At 58.2% G+C, this 18,477-nt stretch carries 15 protein-coding genes; 5 read left to right on the forward strand and 10 right to left on the reverse strand.

Features of this window, described 5'->3' with window-relative positions:
• Nucleotides 1-1,959 (reverse strand): acetate--CoA ligase, encoded by a 1,959-nt coding sequence (acs, locus tag PH558_RS13650; protein ID WP_285204890.1) that lies wholly within the window; start codon nt 1,957-1,959, stop codon nt 1-3.
• A gap of 223 nt (nt 1,960-2,182) precedes the next feature.
• Between acs and PH558_RS13655 the strand changes: the two genes are divergently transcribed.
• The gene (locus PH558_RS13655; RefSeq protein ID WP_095433387.1) at nt 2,183-2,890 is read left to right on the forward strand and encodes a DUF1013 domain-containing protein; all 708 of its coding nucleotides are present in this window, start codon (nt 2,183-2,185) and stop codon (nt 2,888-2,890) included.
• Nucleotides 2,891-3,110: 220 nt separating this feature from the next.
• On the opposite strand, the gene PH558_RS13660 is transcribed toward PH558_RS13655, so the two are convergent.
• Nucleotides 3,111-3,770, reverse strand: coding sequence for a YggS family pyridoxal phosphate-dependent enzyme (locus PH558_RS13660; RefSeq protein ID WP_285204891.1), 660 nt, complete (start codon nt 3,768-3,770; stop codon nt 3,111-3,113).
• Between the two features lie 199 nt (nt 3,771-3,969).
• Between PH558_RS13660 and leuS the strand changes: the two genes are divergently transcribed.
• From leuS to holA, 3 genes are read left to right on the forward strand one after another with little or no spacing between them, the layout of a single operon-like run.
• On the forward strand, nt 3,970-6,600 hold the full coding sequence (gene leuS, locus PH558_RS13665) for a leucine--tRNA ligase (protein ID WP_285204892.1): 2,631 nt from the start codon (nt 3,970-3,972) through the stop codon (nt 6,598-6,600).
• Nucleotides 6,590-7,111, forward strand: a complete 522-nt coding sequence (gene lptE / locus PH558_RS13670; protein ID WP_285204894.1) for an LPS assembly lipoprotein LptE — start codon at nt 6,590-6,592, stop codon at nt 7,109-7,111. Before leuS ends, lptE begins: the two co-directional genes overlap by 11 nt.
• Nucleotides 7,112-7,124: 13 nt before the next feature.
• A complete protein-coding gene (holA, locus tag PH558_RS13675) occupies nt 7,125-8,162 on the forward strand; it encodes a DNA polymerase III subunit delta (protein ID WP_095433391.1) in 1,038 nt (345 codons plus the stop codon).
• A gap of 183 nt (nt 8,163-8,345) precedes the next feature.
• Here the strand turns inward: holA and PH558_RS13680 are convergent, their stop codons facing one another.
• From PH558_RS13680 to hemE, 8 genes are all read right to left on the reverse strand, one after another.
• Nucleotides 8,346-9,230 carry a ParB/RepB/Spo0J family partition protein gene (locus PH558_RS13680; RefSeq protein ID WP_095433392.1) on the reverse strand — a complete coding sequence of 295 codons (885 nt, stop codon included), beginning with the start codon at nt 9,228-9,230 and terminating at the stop codon, nt 8,346-8,348.
• Between the two features lie 36 nt (nt 9,231-9,266).
• Entirely contained in the window at nt 9,267-10,064 is a 798-nt protein-coding gene (locus tag PH558_RS13685; protein WP_095433393.1) for a ParA family protein, read from the reverse strand.
• Between the two features lie 22 nt (nt 10,065-10,086).
• Nucleotides 10,087-10,704 (reverse strand): 16S rRNA (guanine(527)-N(7))-methyltransferase RsmG, encoded by a 618-nt coding sequence (gene rsmG / locus PH558_RS13690; protein WP_285204896.1) that lies wholly within the window; start codon nt 10,702-10,704, stop codon nt 10,087-10,089.
• A 29-nt stretch (nt 10,705-10,733) separates the two neighbouring features.
• Complete coding sequence (gene mnmG, locus PH558_RS13695) at nt 10,734-12,614, reverse strand: tRNA uridine-5-carboxymethylaminomethyl(34) synthesis enzyme MnmG (RefSeq protein WP_285204897.1); 1,881 nt, start codon at nt 12,612-12,614, stop codon at nt 10,734-10,736.
• Between the two features lie 107 nt (nt 12,615-12,721).
• Complete coding sequence (gene mnmE / locus PH558_RS13700; RefSeq protein ID WP_285204898.1) at nt 12,722-14,041, reverse strand: tRNA uridine-5-carboxymethylaminomethyl(34) synthesis GTPase MnmE; 1,320 nt, start codon at nt 14,039-14,041, stop codon at nt 12,722-12,724.
• Between the two features lie 148 nt (nt 14,042-14,189).
• Nucleotides 14,190-15,455: a transcription termination factor Rho gene (rho, locus tag PH558_RS13705; RefSeq protein ID WP_004127423.1), complete on the reverse strand. Its 1,266-nt coding sequence runs from the start codon at nt 15,453-15,455 to the stop codon at nt 14,190-14,192.
• Nucleotides 15,456-15,652: 197 nt separating this feature from the next.
• Entirely contained in the window at nt 15,653-16,198 is a 546-nt protein-coding gene (hemJ, locus tag PH558_RS13710; RefSeq protein ID WP_285204899.1) for a protoporphyrinogen oxidase HemJ, read from the reverse strand.
• Nucleotides 16,198-17,232 (reverse strand): uroporphyrinogen decarboxylase, encoded by a 1,035-nt coding sequence (gene hemE, locus PH558_RS13715; protein ID WP_285204902.1) that lies wholly within the window; start codon nt 17,230-17,232, stop codon nt 16,198-16,200. Before hemE ends, hemJ begins: the two co-directional genes overlap by 1 nt.
• A gap of 401 nt (nt 17,233-17,633) precedes the next feature.
• Here hemE and PH558_RS13720 point away from each other — a divergent pair, with 401 nt between their 5' ends.
• On the forward strand, nt 17,634-18,455 hold the full coding sequence (locus tag PH558_RS13720) for a pyruvate, water dikinase regulatory protein (RefSeq protein ID WP_095433397.1): 822 nt from the start codon (nt 17,634-17,636) through the stop codon (nt 18,453-18,455).
• The last annotated feature ends 22 nt before the right edge of the window (nt 18,456-18,477 follow it).

Raw genomic sequence — 18,477 nt, forward strand, 5'->3', positions numbered from 1 at the left:
CTACGCCGCATCCGCCTTGTTCTGCCTGTTGGCGATCAGATCATCGACGACAGCCGGATCGGCGAGCGTCGAAGTATCGCCAAGCGCGCCGAAATCATCCTCGGCGATCTTGCGCAGGATGCGGCGCATGATTTTGCCGGAGCGGGTTTTCGGCAGGCCGGGCGTGAACTGGATCTTGTCCGGCGAGGCGATCGGGCCGATTTCGGCGCGAACGTGCTTCACCAGCTCCTGCCGCAGCGCTTCGCTGCCCTCCATGCCGACCATCAGCGTCACGTAGCAATAGATGCCCTGGCCCTTGATCGAATGCGGATAGCCGACGACAGCGGCTTCCGACACGTGCTTATGGGATACGAGCGCCGATTCCACTTCTGCCGTGCCGAGGCGATGGCCCGAGACGTTGAGCACGTCATCGACGCGGCCGGTGATCCAGTAATAGCCGTCCTCGTCACGACGGCAACCGTCGCCGGTGAAGTATTTGCCCTTGTAGGTGGAGAAGTAGGTCTGGATGAAGCGTTCATGGTCGCCATAGACGGTACGCATCTGGCCGGGCCAGCTATCGGCGATGACGAGATTGCCGTCGGCCGCCCCTTCCAGCACATTGCCTTCATTGTCGACCAGCTGCGGCTGCACGCCAAAGAAGGGCAAGGTGGCTGAACCGGCCTTGAGATCGGTCGCGCCCGGAAGCGGCGTGATCATATGGCCACCCGTTTCCGTTTGCCACCAGGTATCGACGATCGGGCAGCGGCTGTCGCCGACCACCTTGTAATACCATTCCCATGCCTCGGGATTGATCGGCTCGCCGACGGTACCGAGGATGCGCAGGCTGGAGCGCGAGGCACGCTTGACGAACTGATCGCCGGCGCCCATCAGCGAACGGATCGCCGTCGGCGCCGTGTAGAAGATATTGACCTTGTGCTTGTCGATCACATCCCAGAAACGGCCCTGGTCCGGGTAGTTCGGCACACCTTCGAACATCAGCGAGGTCGCTGCATTCGCAAGCGGCCCGTAGACGATGTAGGAATGGCCCGTCACCCAGCCGACATCGGCCGTGCACCAGTAGATATCGCCTGGATGATAGTCGAACGTGTATTCGTGCGTCATCGCCGCATAGACGAGGTAGCCGGCCGTCGTGTGCAGCACGCCCTTCGGCTTGCCCGTGGAGCCCGAGGTATAGAGGATGAAGAGCGGGTCTTCCGCCTTCATCTTCGCCGGCGGGCAATCCGCCTTCACCTTGGCGGTTTCCTCGTGATACCAGACATCGCGGCCGGGCTCCCAGGCAACCTTGCCGCCGGTGCGGCGCACGGCAATGACGGTCTTGACCGCAACCTGCTGCTTGGCGGCGATCTGAATGGCCTTATCGGTGTTTTCCTTCAGCGGAATAGACTTGCCGCCGCGCACACCTTCATCGCAGGTGATGACGACGGTCGAGGCGCAATCGACGATGCGGCCGGCAAGCGCTTCCGGCGAGAAGCCGCCGAAGACAACCGAATGCACCGCGCCGATGCGGGCGCAGGCCAGCATCGCATAGGCTGCCTCGGGGATCATCGGCATGTAGATGGTGACGCGATCACCCTTCTTGACGCCGTGCTTCTTCAGCACATTCGCCAGGCGGCAGACCTGCTCGTAGAGCTCGTTATAAGTGATCTTCTTGTCGATATAGGGATTGTCGCCTTCCCAGATGAAGGCGACGCGATCGCCGTGCTTCTTCAGATGCCGATCGATGCAATTATAGGAGACGTTGGTGACGCCATCCTCGAACCACTTGATCGAGACCTTGCCTGTAAAGGACGTGTTCTTGACCTTGGTATAGGGCTTGAACCAGTCAATGCGCTTGCCGTGCTTGCCCCAGAACTTGTCGGGATCCTCGACGCTCTGCTCATACCATTTCTGGTACTTCGCCTTGTCGATCAGGGCGCGCGCCTTGACCGGTTTCGTCACGGGATGGATCTTATCCGACATCGTTTCCTCCTCAAATCCTCGCACGCCGATTTGTAACCGCGAGTGCTCTTTCCGCGCAATAAATAGCAGGTCAAACTACGACAGCAATTGGACAAAGTGCATTTCATGCGCAAAGAATTGCAATTCCGCGACACTATCGCTATATAGGGCCGTATTTCCCGGACAATGTGGTGTTACACCCCGGACCGCGACACCGGCGCGGACTGACAGAAGGACTATATCCATGGCTCAACAATTGCTCATGCCGAAGGCAACTGCCATCTGGCTTGTCGACAATACGGCCTTGTCATTCGACCAGATCGCGCAGTTCTGCAAGCTGCATCCGCTCGAAGTGAAGGCCATTGCCGATGGGGAAGCAGCGCAGGGCATCAAGGGCCTCGACCCGATCTCGACCGGCCAGCTGACCCGCGATGAAATCGCCCGTGCCGAAGCCAACCCGAACCATAAGCTGAAGCTTTCCGAGCCGAAGGTTCGCGTGCCGGAATCCAAGCGCCGCGGCCCGCGTTACACGCCGGTCTCCAAGCGTCAGGACCGCCCGAACGCTATCCTCTGGCTGGTGCGCAATCATCCTGAACTGAAGGATGCGCAGATTTCGCGCCTCGTCGGCACCACCAAGTCGACCATCGAGCAGATTCGCGACCGCACGCACTGGAATTCGGCCAACCTGACGCCGATGGATCCGGTCACGCTCGGCCTCTGCAGCCAGATCGACCTCGACATGGAAGTCGAAAAGGCATCCAAGGGCCGTCCGCTGCCAACCGCCGCCGAACTCGGCGCAACCCTGCAGCCGGCTCAGGAAACCGAAAAGCTCGGCTTCAGTTACGATCGCGAAGAAGAGAAGGAAAAGGAAATCGACGCCGACGCCGTTTTCGCCAAGCTGAAGTCGCTGAAATCGACCAGCCGCGACGACGAGGACGACGATCAGTTCTGAGATCCGGTATAGCGGATAAGAATGCAAAGCCCCGGCCGAACCGGGGCTTTTTTGTTTGTCTAGAGCACTGTAGACCCTCTCTCTCCCGCCTGCGGGGAGAGAGGACTATTCCATGCCATGATTGCCATCTTCAGGACTGAGGGCCCCCGTCAAATCTCCAATCCGGGCCGGTCATGTGCTCCACACACCAAGGCCTTCCGCACCTTTTATTTTACCGAATTTACCGCGCCCCAAAAATCGCCGAGCCGACCCGGACGCTCGTCGCGCCGAAGGCAACCGCAATTTCGTAGTCGCTGGACATGCCCATGGAGAGCTTTTCGAGGCCAGCCTGCCTGGCGAGCTTTGCCAGCAGCGCAAAATGCGGCCCCGGATTTTCCTCGGCCGGCGGAATACACATCAGGCCCTCGATCGAAAGCCCCAGTTCCTTGCGGCACAGCTCGACGAAAGCGACGGTATCGTCGGGCGCAATCCCGGCCTTTTGTGGTTCCAGTCCGGTATTGACCTGCACATAGAGCCGCAAACTCTTGCCCTGCCGCTTCATTTCATCGGCGACGGCCCGCGCGATCTTTTCCCGGTCGATCGTCTCAATAACGTCGAATAGCGCCACCGCATCTGCGGCTTTGTTCGATTGCAGTGGCCCGATCAGGTGCAGCTCGATTCCAGGCGTTTCAGCTTTCAGCTCCGGCCACTTGCCCTGACTTTCCTGCACGCGGTTTTCGCCGAACACGCGCTGGCCGGCCGAAATCGCCGGCCGGATCTGATCGGCATCGAAGGTCTTGGAAATGGCAACGAGCTGCACGGAGCCGGTAGCTCGGCCGGCGTGACGCTCGGCGGCTGCGATATGGGAACGGACTTCGTTCAGACGCTCTTGAAGTTCCATCTTTCCGCCTCGATATTTGGCTTGCTTCTCAAACTTTGCAGTAATGAGGCTCACAGGCTTTGCCAAGGGCGAATGCACTGGAATCCGGCTTTGCTTTGCAAGATAAGGCACTTGCTGCACCCGCTAAACTTGACGCTTGGGTGGTTTCGTGGTGAAGGTCACGCCTTAATCCCCATGATTTTCCGGAATACAAGAACAAATGACTAGCGAACGTTATAATCCACGCGATGCCGAGCCCCGCTGGCAGGAAAAATGGAACGAAGAGAAGGTCTTCGTGACTGACAATGCCGATCCGCGTGAGAAATACTACGTTCTAGAAATGTTTCCCTATCCGTCGGGCCGCATCCATATGGGGCATGTGCGCAACTACGCCATGGGCGATGTCGTTGCCCGCTACAAGCGCGCCCGCGGCTATAACGTGCTGCATCCGATGGGCTGGGACGCCTTCGGCATGCCGGCGGAAAACGCAGCGCGCGACAACAAGGTGCATCCGAAGGAATGGACCTACCAGAACATCGCCTCGATGCGCACCCAGCTGAAGGCCATGGGCCTGTCGCTGGACTGGAGCCGCGAATTCGCGACCTGCGATGTGGACTATTATCATCGCCAGCAGATGCTCTTCATCGACATGATGGAGAAAGGTCTGGTCTACCGCAAGAAATCGAAGGTCAACTGGGACCCGGTCGATAACACCGTTCTCGCCAATGAGCAGGTCATCGACGGCCGCGGCTGGCGTTCCGGCGCGCTCGTCGAGCAGCGCGAGTTGACGCAGTGGTTCTTCAAGATCACCGAGTTCAGCCAGGAACTGCTGGATGCCCTGGATACGCTAGATCATTGGCCGGAAAAAGTGCGGCTGATGCAGAAGAACTGGATCGGCCGTTCCGAGGGCCTGACCGTTCGCTGGGAAATCGTAGCCGAAACGGCTCCGAATAGCGATCGCGAGATCACCGTCTATACGACCCGTCCAGATACGCTGTTCGGCGCCTCCTTCCTGGCGATCTCGGCCGATCATCCGCTTGCCAAGGAAGCGGCTGCCAAGGATCCGGCGATCGAGGCCTTCTGCGAGGAATGCCGCCGCGCCGGCACCTCGCTGGCTGCGCTCGAAACGGCCGAGAAGAAGGGCATGGACACCGGCATCCGCGTCCGTCACCCCTTCGATCCGTCCTGGGAACTGCCCGTCTACATCGCCAATTTCGTGCTGATGGACTATGGCACGGGCGCCATCTTCGGCTGCCCGTCCGGCGACCAGCGCGACCTGGATTTCGCCCGCAAGTATGGCCTGCCCGTCGTTCCCGTCGTCATGCCTGCCGATGGCGATGCGGCGACCTTTACTATCGGCGATGTCGCCTATGACGGCGATGGCGTGATGATCAATTCCCGTTTCCTCGACGGCATGAGCACCGAGGAAGCCTTCCAGACGGTGGCGACGAAGCTCTCCGAGACCAGTCTCGGCAACGCACCGCAGGCCGAGCGCAAGGTGAATTTCCGTCTGCGCGACTGGGGCATCTCCCGTCAGCGCTATTGGGGCTGCCCGATCCCGGTCATCCATTGCGATGACTGCGGCGTGCTGCCGGTGCCGAAGAAGGATCTGCCGGTCAAGCTGCCCGACGACGTGACTTTCGACCAGCCGGGCAATCCGCTCGACCGGCACGCCAGCTGGCGCCATGTCGCCTGCCCGCAATGCGGCAAGGATGCCCGTCGCGAAACCGATACGATGGACACCTTCGTCGATTCGAGCTGGTATTTCGCCCGCTTCACCGCGCCTTGGGAAGACCAGCCGACAGATCCGGCTGCCGCGAACCATTGGCTGCCTGTCGACCAATATATCGGTGGTATCGAACACGCGATCCTGCACCTGCTCTATTCGCGCTTTTTCACCCGTGCCATGCGCGAAACCGGCCATCTCGACGTGAAGGAACCTTTCAAGGGCCTCTTCACGCAAGGGATGGTGGTGCATGAAACCTATAGCCGCGGAAACGGCCTGACCCGCGAATGGGTGTCGCCAGCCGATATCAAGATCGAGGAAGTGGACGGCCAGCGCCGTGCTACCCTGCTGTCGACGGGCGAGGACATCGCCATCGGCTCGATCGAGAAGATGTCGAAATCGAAGAAGAACGTCGTCGACCCAGATGACATCATCGCCTCCTATGGCGCCGACACCGCACGCTTCTTCGTGCTGTCCGATTCGCCGCCCGATCGCGACGTGATCTGGTCGGAAGCCGGTGTCGAGGGCGCGCATCGCTTCACGCAGCGCATGTGGCGCCTGGTGTCTGAAGCTGCCGATGTCCTGAAGGCGGTCGAATCTGCGCCGGCTAAGGAAGGTGAGCCACTGGCGATTTCGCAGATTGCCCATCGTACGCTGAAGGCGGTTCAGGGTGACTACGACAAGCTCGCCTTCAACAAGGCCGTGGCGCGCATCTATGAATTTGTCAATGCGCTGGCGGCACCGCTGACGAAAGTGGCTGCCGGCCAGGCGGATGGCGTCTATCGCTCTGCCGTCCGCGAAGCCGTCGAGATCCTGATTGCTTTGGTTGCGCCGATCACGCCACACTTGGCCGAGGAATGCTCGGCTGTCCTCGGCAACACGCATATGGTCGCGACCAGCCCGTGGCCGGTCTATGACGAAGCCCTCGTCATCGAGAACGAGATCATCTATCCCGTTCAGATCAACGGCAAGAAGCGCGCCGAATTGACAATCGCGCGCGATGCAGATCAGAATGCCGTGCAGCAAGCCGTGCTCGCCCTGGATGCCGTTACGAGCGCATTGAATGGTCAGGCGCCAAAGAAGATCATCGTCGTTCCACAGAGGATCGTAAACATTGTCGTCTGATAATCTTTTCAAATTCGCCCGCATGGCCGGCGTTGCGTCTCTGGTCGCCGTTGCCGGCCTCCTGTCTGCATGCCAGGTTCGGCCGCTCTATGCCGTCAGCACCGGCGTCACACAGAAGCTGTCGGAAGTTTCCTTCTCTGACGTCAATACGCGCGTCGGTCTCCAGGTGCGCAACCAGCTGATCTTCATCGCCGGGCGTGGTGCAGGCGAGACCAAGACGCCAAAATACAGTGTCGATCTGAGCGTCAGCTCCGGCACCGGCAGCGTGCTTTATCTGCCGTCTTCGAGTACGTCAGCCGCAGGCCGCACGACTGTGACCGTCTCGTTCACATTGAGGGAGATCGGCACCGGCAAGGTTATCAAATCGGGTAGCCGCGCGGTGACGTCGCTCGTCGACTTCCCGACTCAGGAATTTGCCAAGCAGCGCGCGATCCGTGATTCGGAAGACCGTGCTGCCCGCGAAGTTGCCGAAATGGTCGCAGCCGATATCGCTGCCGCGCTCAGCCGCTGATAAAGAGCGCGGTATGGCGGAAATCAAGTCTCACGAATTTGATGGATTCCTGCAAAATGCCGCGCGCAATTATCGGATCTTCGTAATCTACGGCCCGGATCGCGGCCTCGTTTCCGAACGTGCCGCACTGATCGCCGCCAAGACCGGCGTCGATCTCAATGATGCCTTTTCCCTCATCAAGCTCGATGTCGGCGACCTGCAGAACGATGCGGGTCGCCTGCTCGACGAAGTCAACGCCATCGGTTTGTTCGGTGGCGAAAAGCTCGTCTGGATTCGCGGCGCCGCCAATGAAAAGGCATTGGTCGACTCGCTGCAGATCATCACCGAAAGCCCGCCGGAGGCAAGTTTCGTCATCATTGAAGCCGGCGATCTGAAGAAGGGCGCAGGCCTGCGCAAGGTCGCGGAACCGGCGCGCTCGGTCGCAACCATCCCCTGCTATGCCGACGATGCCAGAGCGCTGAATGGTCTGATCGATGCGGAACTGGCAAATGAAGGATTGCGCATCGCCCCCGCAGCCCGTCAGGCATTGCTCGAACTTCTGGGGGGCGACCGGATCGCATCCAGAAACGAGGTGCGCAAACTGGCGCTTTACTGCCGCGGGCAGGGCACGATCGAAGAGAACCATGTCATGGAGATCATCGGCGATGCCAGCGCGATTTCTGCTGACGATGCCGTCGATGCTATCTTGAAAGGAGATTCCGAGGCCTTTCTGCATGCCATGCAGAAGATCGCCTCTTCCAAGACTCCGATGTTTCTCGTGCTGCAGGGCTGCCTGCGGCAATTTCAGATGCTCGATACGATGCGAGCCGAAATGGATGAAAAGCGCCTTGCCCCGGCACAGGTCATGCAGACGCACGGGCGCCATCTACATTTCAGGCGCAAGCCGATCATTGAACAGGCCCTCAAAACCTGGTCGGGCCCTGCGATCGCCCGCGAGATGAACAGGCTGCAATCTGCCATTCTCCAGACGCGCCAGCGTGCGAGCCTCGAAGACACGATCGCAACGCAAACCCTGCTTGCAACCACATTGCAGTCGGCACGCAGAGGCTGATGTTTCACAGAAACTGATTTGGACAGGCATACGCATAACGGATGCCGTGGCAGCCATCCCATTGTTTTTACAGGACGATAATACCTTTCCGCGCAATCGCCGAAGGCGCGTAACCGTTTCAATTCAGAAACGCGAGAAGCAAACCGCGGAACGATTTGACGTTTCTTGTAGAGCAGAACCGTCTTAGCGGCGCTCCAGAAGCCGGCAGATTTCCTCCAGCTGCTCCAACGTCTTGTAGCTGATCTTCACCTGGCCGCCATTGCCGCGATGATTGATGGAAACATCGAGCCCTAGCGTGTCAGACAGCGTACGCTCGAGAGCAAGCGTATCGGAATCCTTCTCATCCCTGCGCACGCCAGCGGGGCGGGGGTCGTTCTGTGCCTTGATGTCATTCTGCGCGAGACGTTCAGCATCGCGAACCGACATGCCCTTGGAGACAACAGTTCGTGCCAGTGCCGTTGGATCGGAGGTCGAAACGAGAGCGCGGGCATGACCGGCGGAAAGCGAGCCTGCGGCAAGCATATCACGCACCGGGTCAGGAAGCTTCAGCAGACGCAGAGAGTTGGCGACATGGCTGCGGCTCTTGCCGATGATTTCGCCAAGATCGTTTTGCGTATAACCATGCTCGGCGATCAACTGCTCGTAACCCAGCGCCTCTTCCAATGGATTGAGGTCCGCGCGCTGCACATTCTCGACAATGGCGATCTCAAGCGCGGTCTTGTCATCGACATCGCGAACGATCACTGGAATTTCGATCAGACCGGCAAGCTGCGCCGCTCGCCAGCGCCGTTCACCGGCAATGATCTCATAGCGATCGGAAGAAACGGTGCGGACCACGACCGGCTGCACGATGCCATGCTGGCGAATTGAGCTGGCGAGATCATGCAGCTCGGTCTCGTCGAAATAGCGACGAGGATTGCGTGGATTGCGGCTGATGAATTCGATCGGCACAAGGCGATCGGGATTGACGGCCGGTCTGCCGGCATCCACGGGCGTCGGCTGATCCATCTCCCCGATGAGAGCTGCCAGTCCGCGCCCGAGACGCCGCTTCGAAAGATCATCATTCATCGCCGATACTCACTCTAGAACAAATACTACGTCATATCAGGCGGCAGCTTTTCGCTGCCGCTCTCTTTGGATCACTTCCGAAGCGAGCTGCAGATAGGCCTGGCTGCCTGCACACTTCAGGTCGTAAAGAATGGCGGGCTTGCCGTAGGACGGCGCTTCGGACACGCGGACGTTGCGTGGAATCAACGTATGGTAGACCTTTTCGCCAAGATGAGTCCGTACATCGGTGACAACCTGCTGCGCCAGATTGTTGCGGGAATCGAACATGGTCAAGACGATACCCTGGATATCGAGGGATGGATTGACCGTACGCCGCACCTGATCGACCGTCTCCAGCAGCTGGCTGAGGCCTTCCAGGGCGAAAAATTCGCACTGTAACGGCACTAAAACGGAATGGGCAGCAGCCATGGCATTCATCGTCAGCAGGTTAAAGGAAGGTGGACAATCCACCAGAATGTAAGAAAAAGCGAGAGCGTCCGGGGCGTTCAGCGCGCGCCGCAGCTTGAAAACGCGGTCCGGTTGCTGCGCAATCTCCATCTCGACACCCAGCAGATCCATCGTCGATGGCACAATGAAGAGATTCGGAACGGCCGTTTCCTGAACCGTATCCATGATCCCGTGGCTACCCACCAATAGATCGTAGGAAGACAGCTTGCGGTCACGTCGCTCGATGCCTAACCCCGTGCTGGCATTTCCCTGGGGATCGAGATCGACAATCAGGACGCGCTCACCAATAGCGGCAAGAGCCGTCGCTAGGTTGATTGCGGTTGTGGTCTTGCCGACACCGCCCTTTTGATTTGCGATGGTAATAATCCGGTTTCGCTCGCCGATCATCTGCCGCACATCCAAATTATGGTTAAATCAGGCGTCGAAGACGACTGAGCTCCAGAATGACGGAATCTCGCTCAACGACACTCTGATGTTTTACCAGATCGAATTCCCAACGACCACGGGCTTTCTGCAGCTCACGTTCGTAATCCCGGCCTTTATGCAGAAAGAGGCGCAGATTCTCATTGCGCTCGAGCCAAGGAGCCGAGTAATCCAGCAACATATCAAGCTCAGCAAGCGCCCGTGCCGAAATAACGTCACAGGTCTGGATCGCAGCGGGTGCGTCTTCGATACGAATGGCATGAACAGCCCCCCGGGCCTCGCATTCCCGGAGACAGACACGCAAAAACGCAGCCTTCTTCTGATTGCTTTCGACCAGATCGACCTGCCCCGCACCCTTTTCCGCCAACAGGATTGCCGTTATCACACCTGGAAATCCACCGCCGCTCCCCAAATCGACCCAATGGTCCGCTGCCGGATGCAACTGGAAAATCTGCGCGCTGTCCGCAATATGGCGACGCCAGAGATCGTCGATCGTGGATGGCGCAACAAGATTGATGGTCTTCGCCCATTTCTGGAAAAGCTGCGCAAAATGCTGCAGCCGTTCCTGTGTTTCACGTGAAACACGCACACCGTTCAATTCCATACTACGGACTCTCTAACCTTGTGGTAGTGTCAGGAAACGAGCTTCTGTTCTTCCGGCGCGCTCGTTTTCCTCAAATAAGCCAATAGCAACGAAATTGCCGCCGGCGTCATTCCGTCGATGCGGGAGGCCTGGGCAATATTCTTCGGCCGCGCCGCTCCCAGCTTTTGCTTCAGCTCATTGGACAAGCCCGAAAGAACCGAAAAGTCGAATTCCGCCGGAATGACGCGCTCTTCCTCCCGCCGGGCCTGAACGATATCGGCTGTCTGGCGATCCATATAGACGGCATAAGCGGCTTCGATCTCGATGGCCTCAGCCACGTTACGCTCGATAGACCGCAATTCCGGCCAGAGCCGGGACAGGTTCTCCACCGACTGACCAGGATGAGAAAGAAGCTCATACGCAGACCGCCGCTGACCGTCCTTATTGAGATGCATACCGGCCTTTTCCGCTTCGTTCGGCGTTACGGTCAAGCTTCTCAGCTGCTCACGCGTCTGTTCAAGCCTCTTTATATATTGGCCGAAACGCGCCGCGCGGCCGAAACCGACGCAGCCCAAGGCAAGCCCGACCGGGGTAAGGCGGACGTCAGCATTGTCAGCGCGGAGGGACAAACGGTATTCCGCGCGGGACGTAAACATTCGATACGGCTCCGCCACGCCCCGCGAGGTCAAATCGTCGATCATCACACCGATATAGGATTCTGTTCGGCTAAACTCGATGGCTTTACCGCCGCTGGCGAGACGCGCGGCATTCAACCCGGCGACGAGACCTTGAGCGCCAGCTTCCTCATAGCCCGTCGTGCCGTTGATCTGGCCAGCCAAGAAAAGTCCCGGAATCTTCTCCACTTCGAGGGATAGCTTCAATTCACGCGGATCGACATGATCATACTCGATGGCATAAGCATGCTGGAGAATCCGGACTTGTTCCAGACCCGGAATGGTCTTGATGAATTCATCCTGGATATCTTCGGGCAGGGAAGTCGATATGCCGTTTGGATAGACGGTGTTGTCATCCAAACCCTCCGGCTCGAGGAAGATCTGATGACCGTCGCGTTCGCCGAATTTGACAATCTTGTCTTCGATCGACGGGCAATAGCGCGGTCCCACACCTTCGATCTGACCGGAATACATTGCCGAACGCTTCAGGTTTTCGGCAATGATCCTATGAGTTTCGGGCGTGGTTCGGGTTACCCCGCATTCGATCTGCGGATTCACGATGGAATCAGTCATGAAAGAGAAGGGTGTGAGATCTTCATCCGCACCCTGACGTCCGACGGAATTCCAATCGATGGTCGTTCCGTCGAGGCGAGCAGGCGTTCCAGTTTTCAATCGTCCCAGAGCAAGGCCGTGTCGCAGCAATGTGGCAGAAAGTCCGAGGGACGGCTCTTCGCCAACACGACCCGCCGGGATCTTCTTGTCGCCAATATGAATGAGACCGCGAAGAAAAGTTCCTGTGGTCAGAACAACAGCGCCGCAGCGAAAGGCGCGGCCATCCTTCAAAATCACCGCGGACACCCTGCCGTGCTCGAAGGTAAGATCGAAAGCATCGCCTTCGATAACCTCAAGATTGTCGATCGCGTTGATCTCCGCCTGCATGGCCAGGCGATAGAGCTTGCGGTCCGCCTGGGTGCGCGGGCCACGGACGGCGGGACCCTTCTTGCGATTGAGCATACGAAACTGGATGCCGGCCGCATCCGCAACGCGGCCCATCAAGCCGTCGAGAGCGTCGATTTCTCGAACTAGATGGCCTTTACCGAGACCGCCAATAGCGGGATTGCAGGACATGACGCCGATCGTGTCACGCTTATGCGTTACCAGTGCCGTGCGCGCGCCGAGGCGTGCGGCCGCGGCTGCAGCCTCGCTGCCCGCGTGGCCACCACCCACAACAATCACATCATACGTTTTATCGAACATCATCAAGTCCTCGGTCGTGCCGCTTGTTTGGCACACCAATTTCAGGAGTCAAGAAGGTTTCACGTGAAACGTCTGCTGAGAGTATATGACTCTCTGTTTCACGTGAATCATTTTCCTATGCAGAATTCTGAGAAGATCACGTCCAGCAAATCTTCCACATCGACGCGGCCGGTGATGCGTCCAAGGCTTGTGGCCGCCCGTCTTAGGTATTCCGCCCTGATATCCAGGCCGTGATCTTCCGAACTTAGTGCAGCCTCAACTGCATCAAGACTCTCTGCAAGCAGGGTGCGATGACGCAGCCGACTTGGCAAAGCGAGCGATAGCGCCCCGGAACGGATCTGGAGATCCTGCCGCAGAAGCTCATGCAATTCCGCCAGGCCCGAGCCAGTGCTCGAGGAGATCAGCAAATCATATTGATTGGTTTTCTCAGCGTGAATATCGGCTTTCGTACCGACAGTGAGGACCTTGCCGGCAAATCCCGGAAAACTCCGCTGTGCTTCACCGCCGATCTCGGCTAGAGACAGAACAAGATCCGCATCCGCAACCGTCCGCAGCGCCCGACGAATGCCCTCACGCTCCACCACTTCATCCGTGTCTCGCAAACCGGCCGTATCATAAAGCCTAACGGCATATCCCTCGATATTCAGATCGATATGCAGCACATCACGAGTCGTGCCGGCGATATCGGTGACGATTGCCACCTCGCGCTTTGCCAAGGCATTCATGAGACTGGACTTGCCAACATTCGGGGCACCTGCAATGACCACCTTCAAGCCGTCGCGGATGATCTCGCCGAGATCGGCACCTGCGAGGTGGTCGGAAATTTCAAGACGCAGCCGCTTCATATCGGCCCATACCATATCCGAGACCGAACCGGGCACATCGTCCTCATCGGCGAAATCGAGCTCCGCCTCGATCAGAGCGCGTGCCCGGGTCAGCCTGTCGGCCCAACCGTTATAGAGATCCGACAGCCCGCCGGCCGCATGCTCCAGCGCAAGCCGGCGCTGCATCTCCGTTTCAGCACCGATGAGATCGGCAAGGCCTTCCACCTCCACCAGATCCATCTTTCCATTCTCGAGCGCGCGTCGTGAGAACTCGCCATGTTCCGCCATGCGACAATTCTCGAAGGTCGAGAGCTCTTCCAGAAGCACATTCACCACGGCCTTGCCGCCGTGGACATGAATTTCGACGCAATCTTCGCCCGTAAAGGAGGCCGGACCGGGAAAAACCAGCACAAGGCCGCGGTCGATCATCAGATTGTTACGAGTCCGAATCGTTCTGAGCACCGCCTGCCGCGGCTGCGGCAACGGGCCGGCAAGGGATTCGGCAACACGGAGCGCGAGATTTCCGCTGATACGGATCACGGCAACGCCGGCCGGCAGACCGCCGCTGGACAAAGCATAGATCGTCTCGTTCATCGTCAACATAAGATTGATCCGCATCCGAATCGATTGCCGAGCGCTCCTTCATCTCGACGTCCGATCCTACAAAACAAAATCGGGCCGCAATGCGCAGCCCGATCATAATACCAGGGAACCGCCGCCAAAGCGGCGATTTGACGAATCCGGCTAGGGATTACGTATTCATCGAATCGAAGAAATCCGGGTTGTTCTTCGTCTGCTTGAGCTTGTCGATCAGGAATTCGATCGCATCGGTTGTGCCCATTGGGGCGAGGATGCGGCGAAGAACGAAGATCTTCTGCAGATCCTGGCGCGGCACGAGGAGGTCTTCCTTACGCGTGCCGGACTTGAGAATATCCATGGCCGGGAAGATGCGCTTGTCGGCAACCTTGCGGTCGAGCACGATTTCCGAGTTACCGGTGCCCTTGAATTCTTCGAAGATCACTTCGTCCATGCGGCTGCCCGTATCGATCAGCGCCGTCGCGATAATCGTCAGCGAACCGCCTTCCTCGATGTTACGCGCGGCACCGAAGAAGCGCTTCGGACGCTGCAAGGCGTTGGCGTCGACACCACCGGTCAGAACCTTACCGGAAGAGGGGACGACAGTGTTGTAGGCACGGCCAAGGCGGGTGATGGAGTCGAGCAGGATGACGACGTCGCGGCCATGCTCGACGAGGCGCTTGGCCTTCTCGATGACCATTTCGGCGACCTGGACGTGGCGCACGGCCGGCTCGTCGAAGGTCGACGAGATGACTTCGCCGCGCACGGAGCGCTGCATGTCAGTCACTTCTTCCGGACGCTCGTCGATCAAGAGAACGATCAGATAGCAATCCGGATGATTGGCGGTGATGGAATGCGCGATATTCTGCAGCAGGACGGTTTTACCCGTACGCGGCGGTGCGACGATCAGGCCGCGCTGGCCCTTGCCGAGCGGCGCCACGAGATCGATCACGCGGGGCGAAAGATCCTTTGACGTGGGAACGTCGAGTTCCATACGGAAACGCTCGTTCGGATAAAGCGGCGTGAGGTTATCGAAGTGAACCTTGTGACGGATCTTTTCCGGATCGTCGAAATTGATGGTGTTGACTTTCAGCAGCGCGAAATAGCGCTCGCCTTCCTTCGGTCCGCGGATTGGTCCCTCGACCGTGTCACCCGTCTTCAAGGAGAAGCGGCGGATCTGGGAGGGCGAAATATAGATGTCGTCTGGACCGGGAAGATAGTTTGCGTTCGCGGAACGCAAGAAACCGAAGCCATCCTGCAGAACCTCGACGACGCCCTCGCCGATGATTTCTACGTCCTGGCTCGCCAGCACCTTCAGGATTGCAAACATCAATTCCTGTTTGCGCATCGTGCTGGCGTTTTCCACCTCGAGCGATTCGGCAAAGGCCAGGAGATCGGTCGGGGATTTATTTTTCAGTTCCTGAAGCTTCATTTCAGCCATGAAGGGAATTACTCATTTTTTAGGAGGGGAAAGGCAATGTTGTTCGTATTCAGAACCGCGATAGGGGCGCTCGCGGGCGACAGAATGGATACATGCCACGAAGAGAAGATGGCGGGAAAATAGCGACTCACTTTCTGAACCGCAAGGGGGGCACGCAAAATGAAAGAAATTTTACGTCGCCCCTAATACAGCCTGCCTCACGCAAACGGCTTGACGACCACCAAAATGACGATCGCGATCATCAGAAGCGTCGGCGCCTCGTTCATGATACGCCAGTACCGGGCAGAATGCTTGTTCTGGTCGCGGGCAAAGGCACGCACCGCGGCACTGAAATGGCCATGAACGCCCGAGAGGATCAAGACAAGTCCGATCTTAGCATGGAGCCAGCCGCCCTGGAAATCATAGACCGACCAGGCAAGATAAAGCCCGAAAATCCATGTCAGGATCATCGCCGGGTTGATGATATAGCGCAGCAGACGCTGCTCCATCACCTTGAAGGTCTCGGATTGCTGCGATCCCGGCGCGGCATCGGTGTGATAGACGAACAGCCGAGGCAGATAGAACATGCCGGCCATCCACGAGATGACGGCGATGATGTGCAAAGCCTTGATCCAGAGATAGAGATCGGCCGGATGCCAGGCAAACAGACCGATCGCCAGCACCGCGAGGATCAAGATCATGAAATAGGCCCGTCGTCCGGCCTTCTGGCCCGGCGCGGAATCCGTCTGCTTTTCCACCGTCATCAGTTCCTCCATCCCCGCACGCGTTCGACCAGCGCCGCCACATTGGCCGGATCGGCCTGGGGCGTGATGCCATGCCCGAGATTGAAAATCAGCGGGCCATTTCCGAGCTGCTGCAGGATATCGTCGATACCGTCATTCAAAGCCTTGCCGCCGGCAACCACGCGCATCGGATCGAGATTGCCTTGCACCGGCCCGTCCTTCTGCAGTTCCCGAGCAAAGGCCAAAGGCACCGACCAGTCGAGGCCGATCGCATCGGCACCCGTCTTCTGCCGATAGGCCTTCAGCAGATAGCCCGCACCCTTGGCGAAAGCGATCACCCGCGCCTTTGGCCGCCGTGCCTTCACCGACGCAATCATTTTCGCAACCGGTTTGATGGCGAAAGCCTCGAATTCTTTCTCGCCAAGCACACCCGCCCAGGAATCGAAAATCTGCACAGCATCCGCACCGGCATCGATCTGGGCCACGAGATAATCGGCTGAAATGTCCGCAAGCAGCATCAGCAGATGTTCGAAGGCCTTGGGATAGCGAAAGGCAAACAGTCGGGCAGGGGCCTGATCCGGCGTGCCGTGTCCGGCGATCATATAAGTCGCAACCGTCCAGGGAGCACCGCAGAAGCCGAGAAGCGTGGTTTCGTGAGGCAAGTCCCGCCGCAGCCGCCTCACCGTCTCCATGACGGGCTCCAGATACGCGAGGATGTCGTCCGGTTTCAAAGCCAGGATACCCGTCTCGTCGATTGGGTCCATTTCCGGCCCATGTCCTTCAGTGAAGCGAACATTCCGTTTCAATGCATCAGGGATGACAAGAATGTCGGAGAAGAGAATGGCCGCATCAAAGCCATAACGGCGGATCGGCTGCAGCGTCACCTCGACGGCGTGATCTGGCGAATAACAGAGATCTAGAAAGCTTCCCGCCTTCGCACGCGTTTCACGATATTCGGGTAGATAACGGCCTGCCTGTCTCATCAGCCAGAGCGGGGGAGGGGTGAGCGTTTCTCCGCTCAAGACCCGCATGATCTTCCGGCGTTCATCGGTCACAGACGTCGTCCTATATAAAACCAAACATATATTGAAAGGTTTCTATTTCTTAGAGTCGGTGAGTAGCAAGGATTAAAGTTCATCCCTTGCCTATCCAATTTGTCGCGCCTCGCGCATAAATTTGGAGAGATTTCGAGACTGCAAGCCGATATGTGGATAAGAAAGGTGATTTTTCAATCTTTTGAGGAGGTTGACGAGAAATTCGGATTTTCGCAGTCTGGGGACAAGTCGGGGATGAGTGAGGTGTGGTCGATCTTATCCACATTGCTCACAGCCACCGCGAAAGCCATCTCTCGAAAATTCCGAATGTGGAAAACTCGGCCGTTTTCCACTTGCCCAAGATGGCCCCCTTCCCGTACCTCTCTTTTCTCCCGAGATATCAACAGGTGATGGAAAGTAGCGTGGAAAACCGAACAAGCTTCTTTCATCTGCATCTGATTTCTGACTCAACGGGCGAGACTCTCATTTCCGCCGGCCGCGCGGCCTCTGTGCAATTCCATGCCAGCCAGCCGATTGAGCACGTCTATCCGCTGATTAGAAATCGCAAGCAGCTTCTGCCTGTCTTGGAAGCAATCGATCATAGCCCCGGCATTGTCCTCTATACGATCGTCGATCGCGAACTTGCCGATTTCATCGCCGAGCGCTGCAGGGAGATGGGCGTACCATCCGTCAATGTTCTCGAGCCGGTCATGAACGTTTTCCAGACCTATCTCGGCACGGCGTCGCGTCGGCGCGTCGGCGCGCAGCATGTGATGAATGCGGATTATTTCGCCCGCATCGAAGCGCTGAACTTCACCATGGATCATGACGATGGCCAGATGCCCGATGATTATGACGAAGCCGATGTCGTCATTATCGGTATCAGCCGCACCTCGAAAACGCCGACCAGCATCTATCTGGCGAACCGCGGCATCAAGACGGCCAACATTCCGATCGTCCATGGCGTGCCGTTGCCGGAAAGCCTCGCCAGGGCGACTAAGCCCTTGATCGTCGGACTGGTTGCGACGACCGACCGTATCTCGCAGGTTCGTGAAAATCGCATTCTCGGGGCGACCCCCGGCTTCGATCGCGGCGGCTATACGGATAGAGCCGCTATCTCCGAAGAGCTCAAATATGCTCGTTCCCTCTGCGCGCGGCACAATTGGCCGATCATCGATGTGACCCGCCGTTCGATCGAAGAGACCGCCGCCGCCATTGTTGCCCTGCGACCCAAGCTGCGCTAAGCGCTCCCCCATGACCATCTCG

Origin of the sequence: Rhizobium pantanalense (genome assembly GCF_030182525.1) — a bacterium.
GTDB lineage: Bacteria > Pseudomonadota > Alphaproteobacteria > Rhizobiales > Rhizobiaceae > Rhizobium.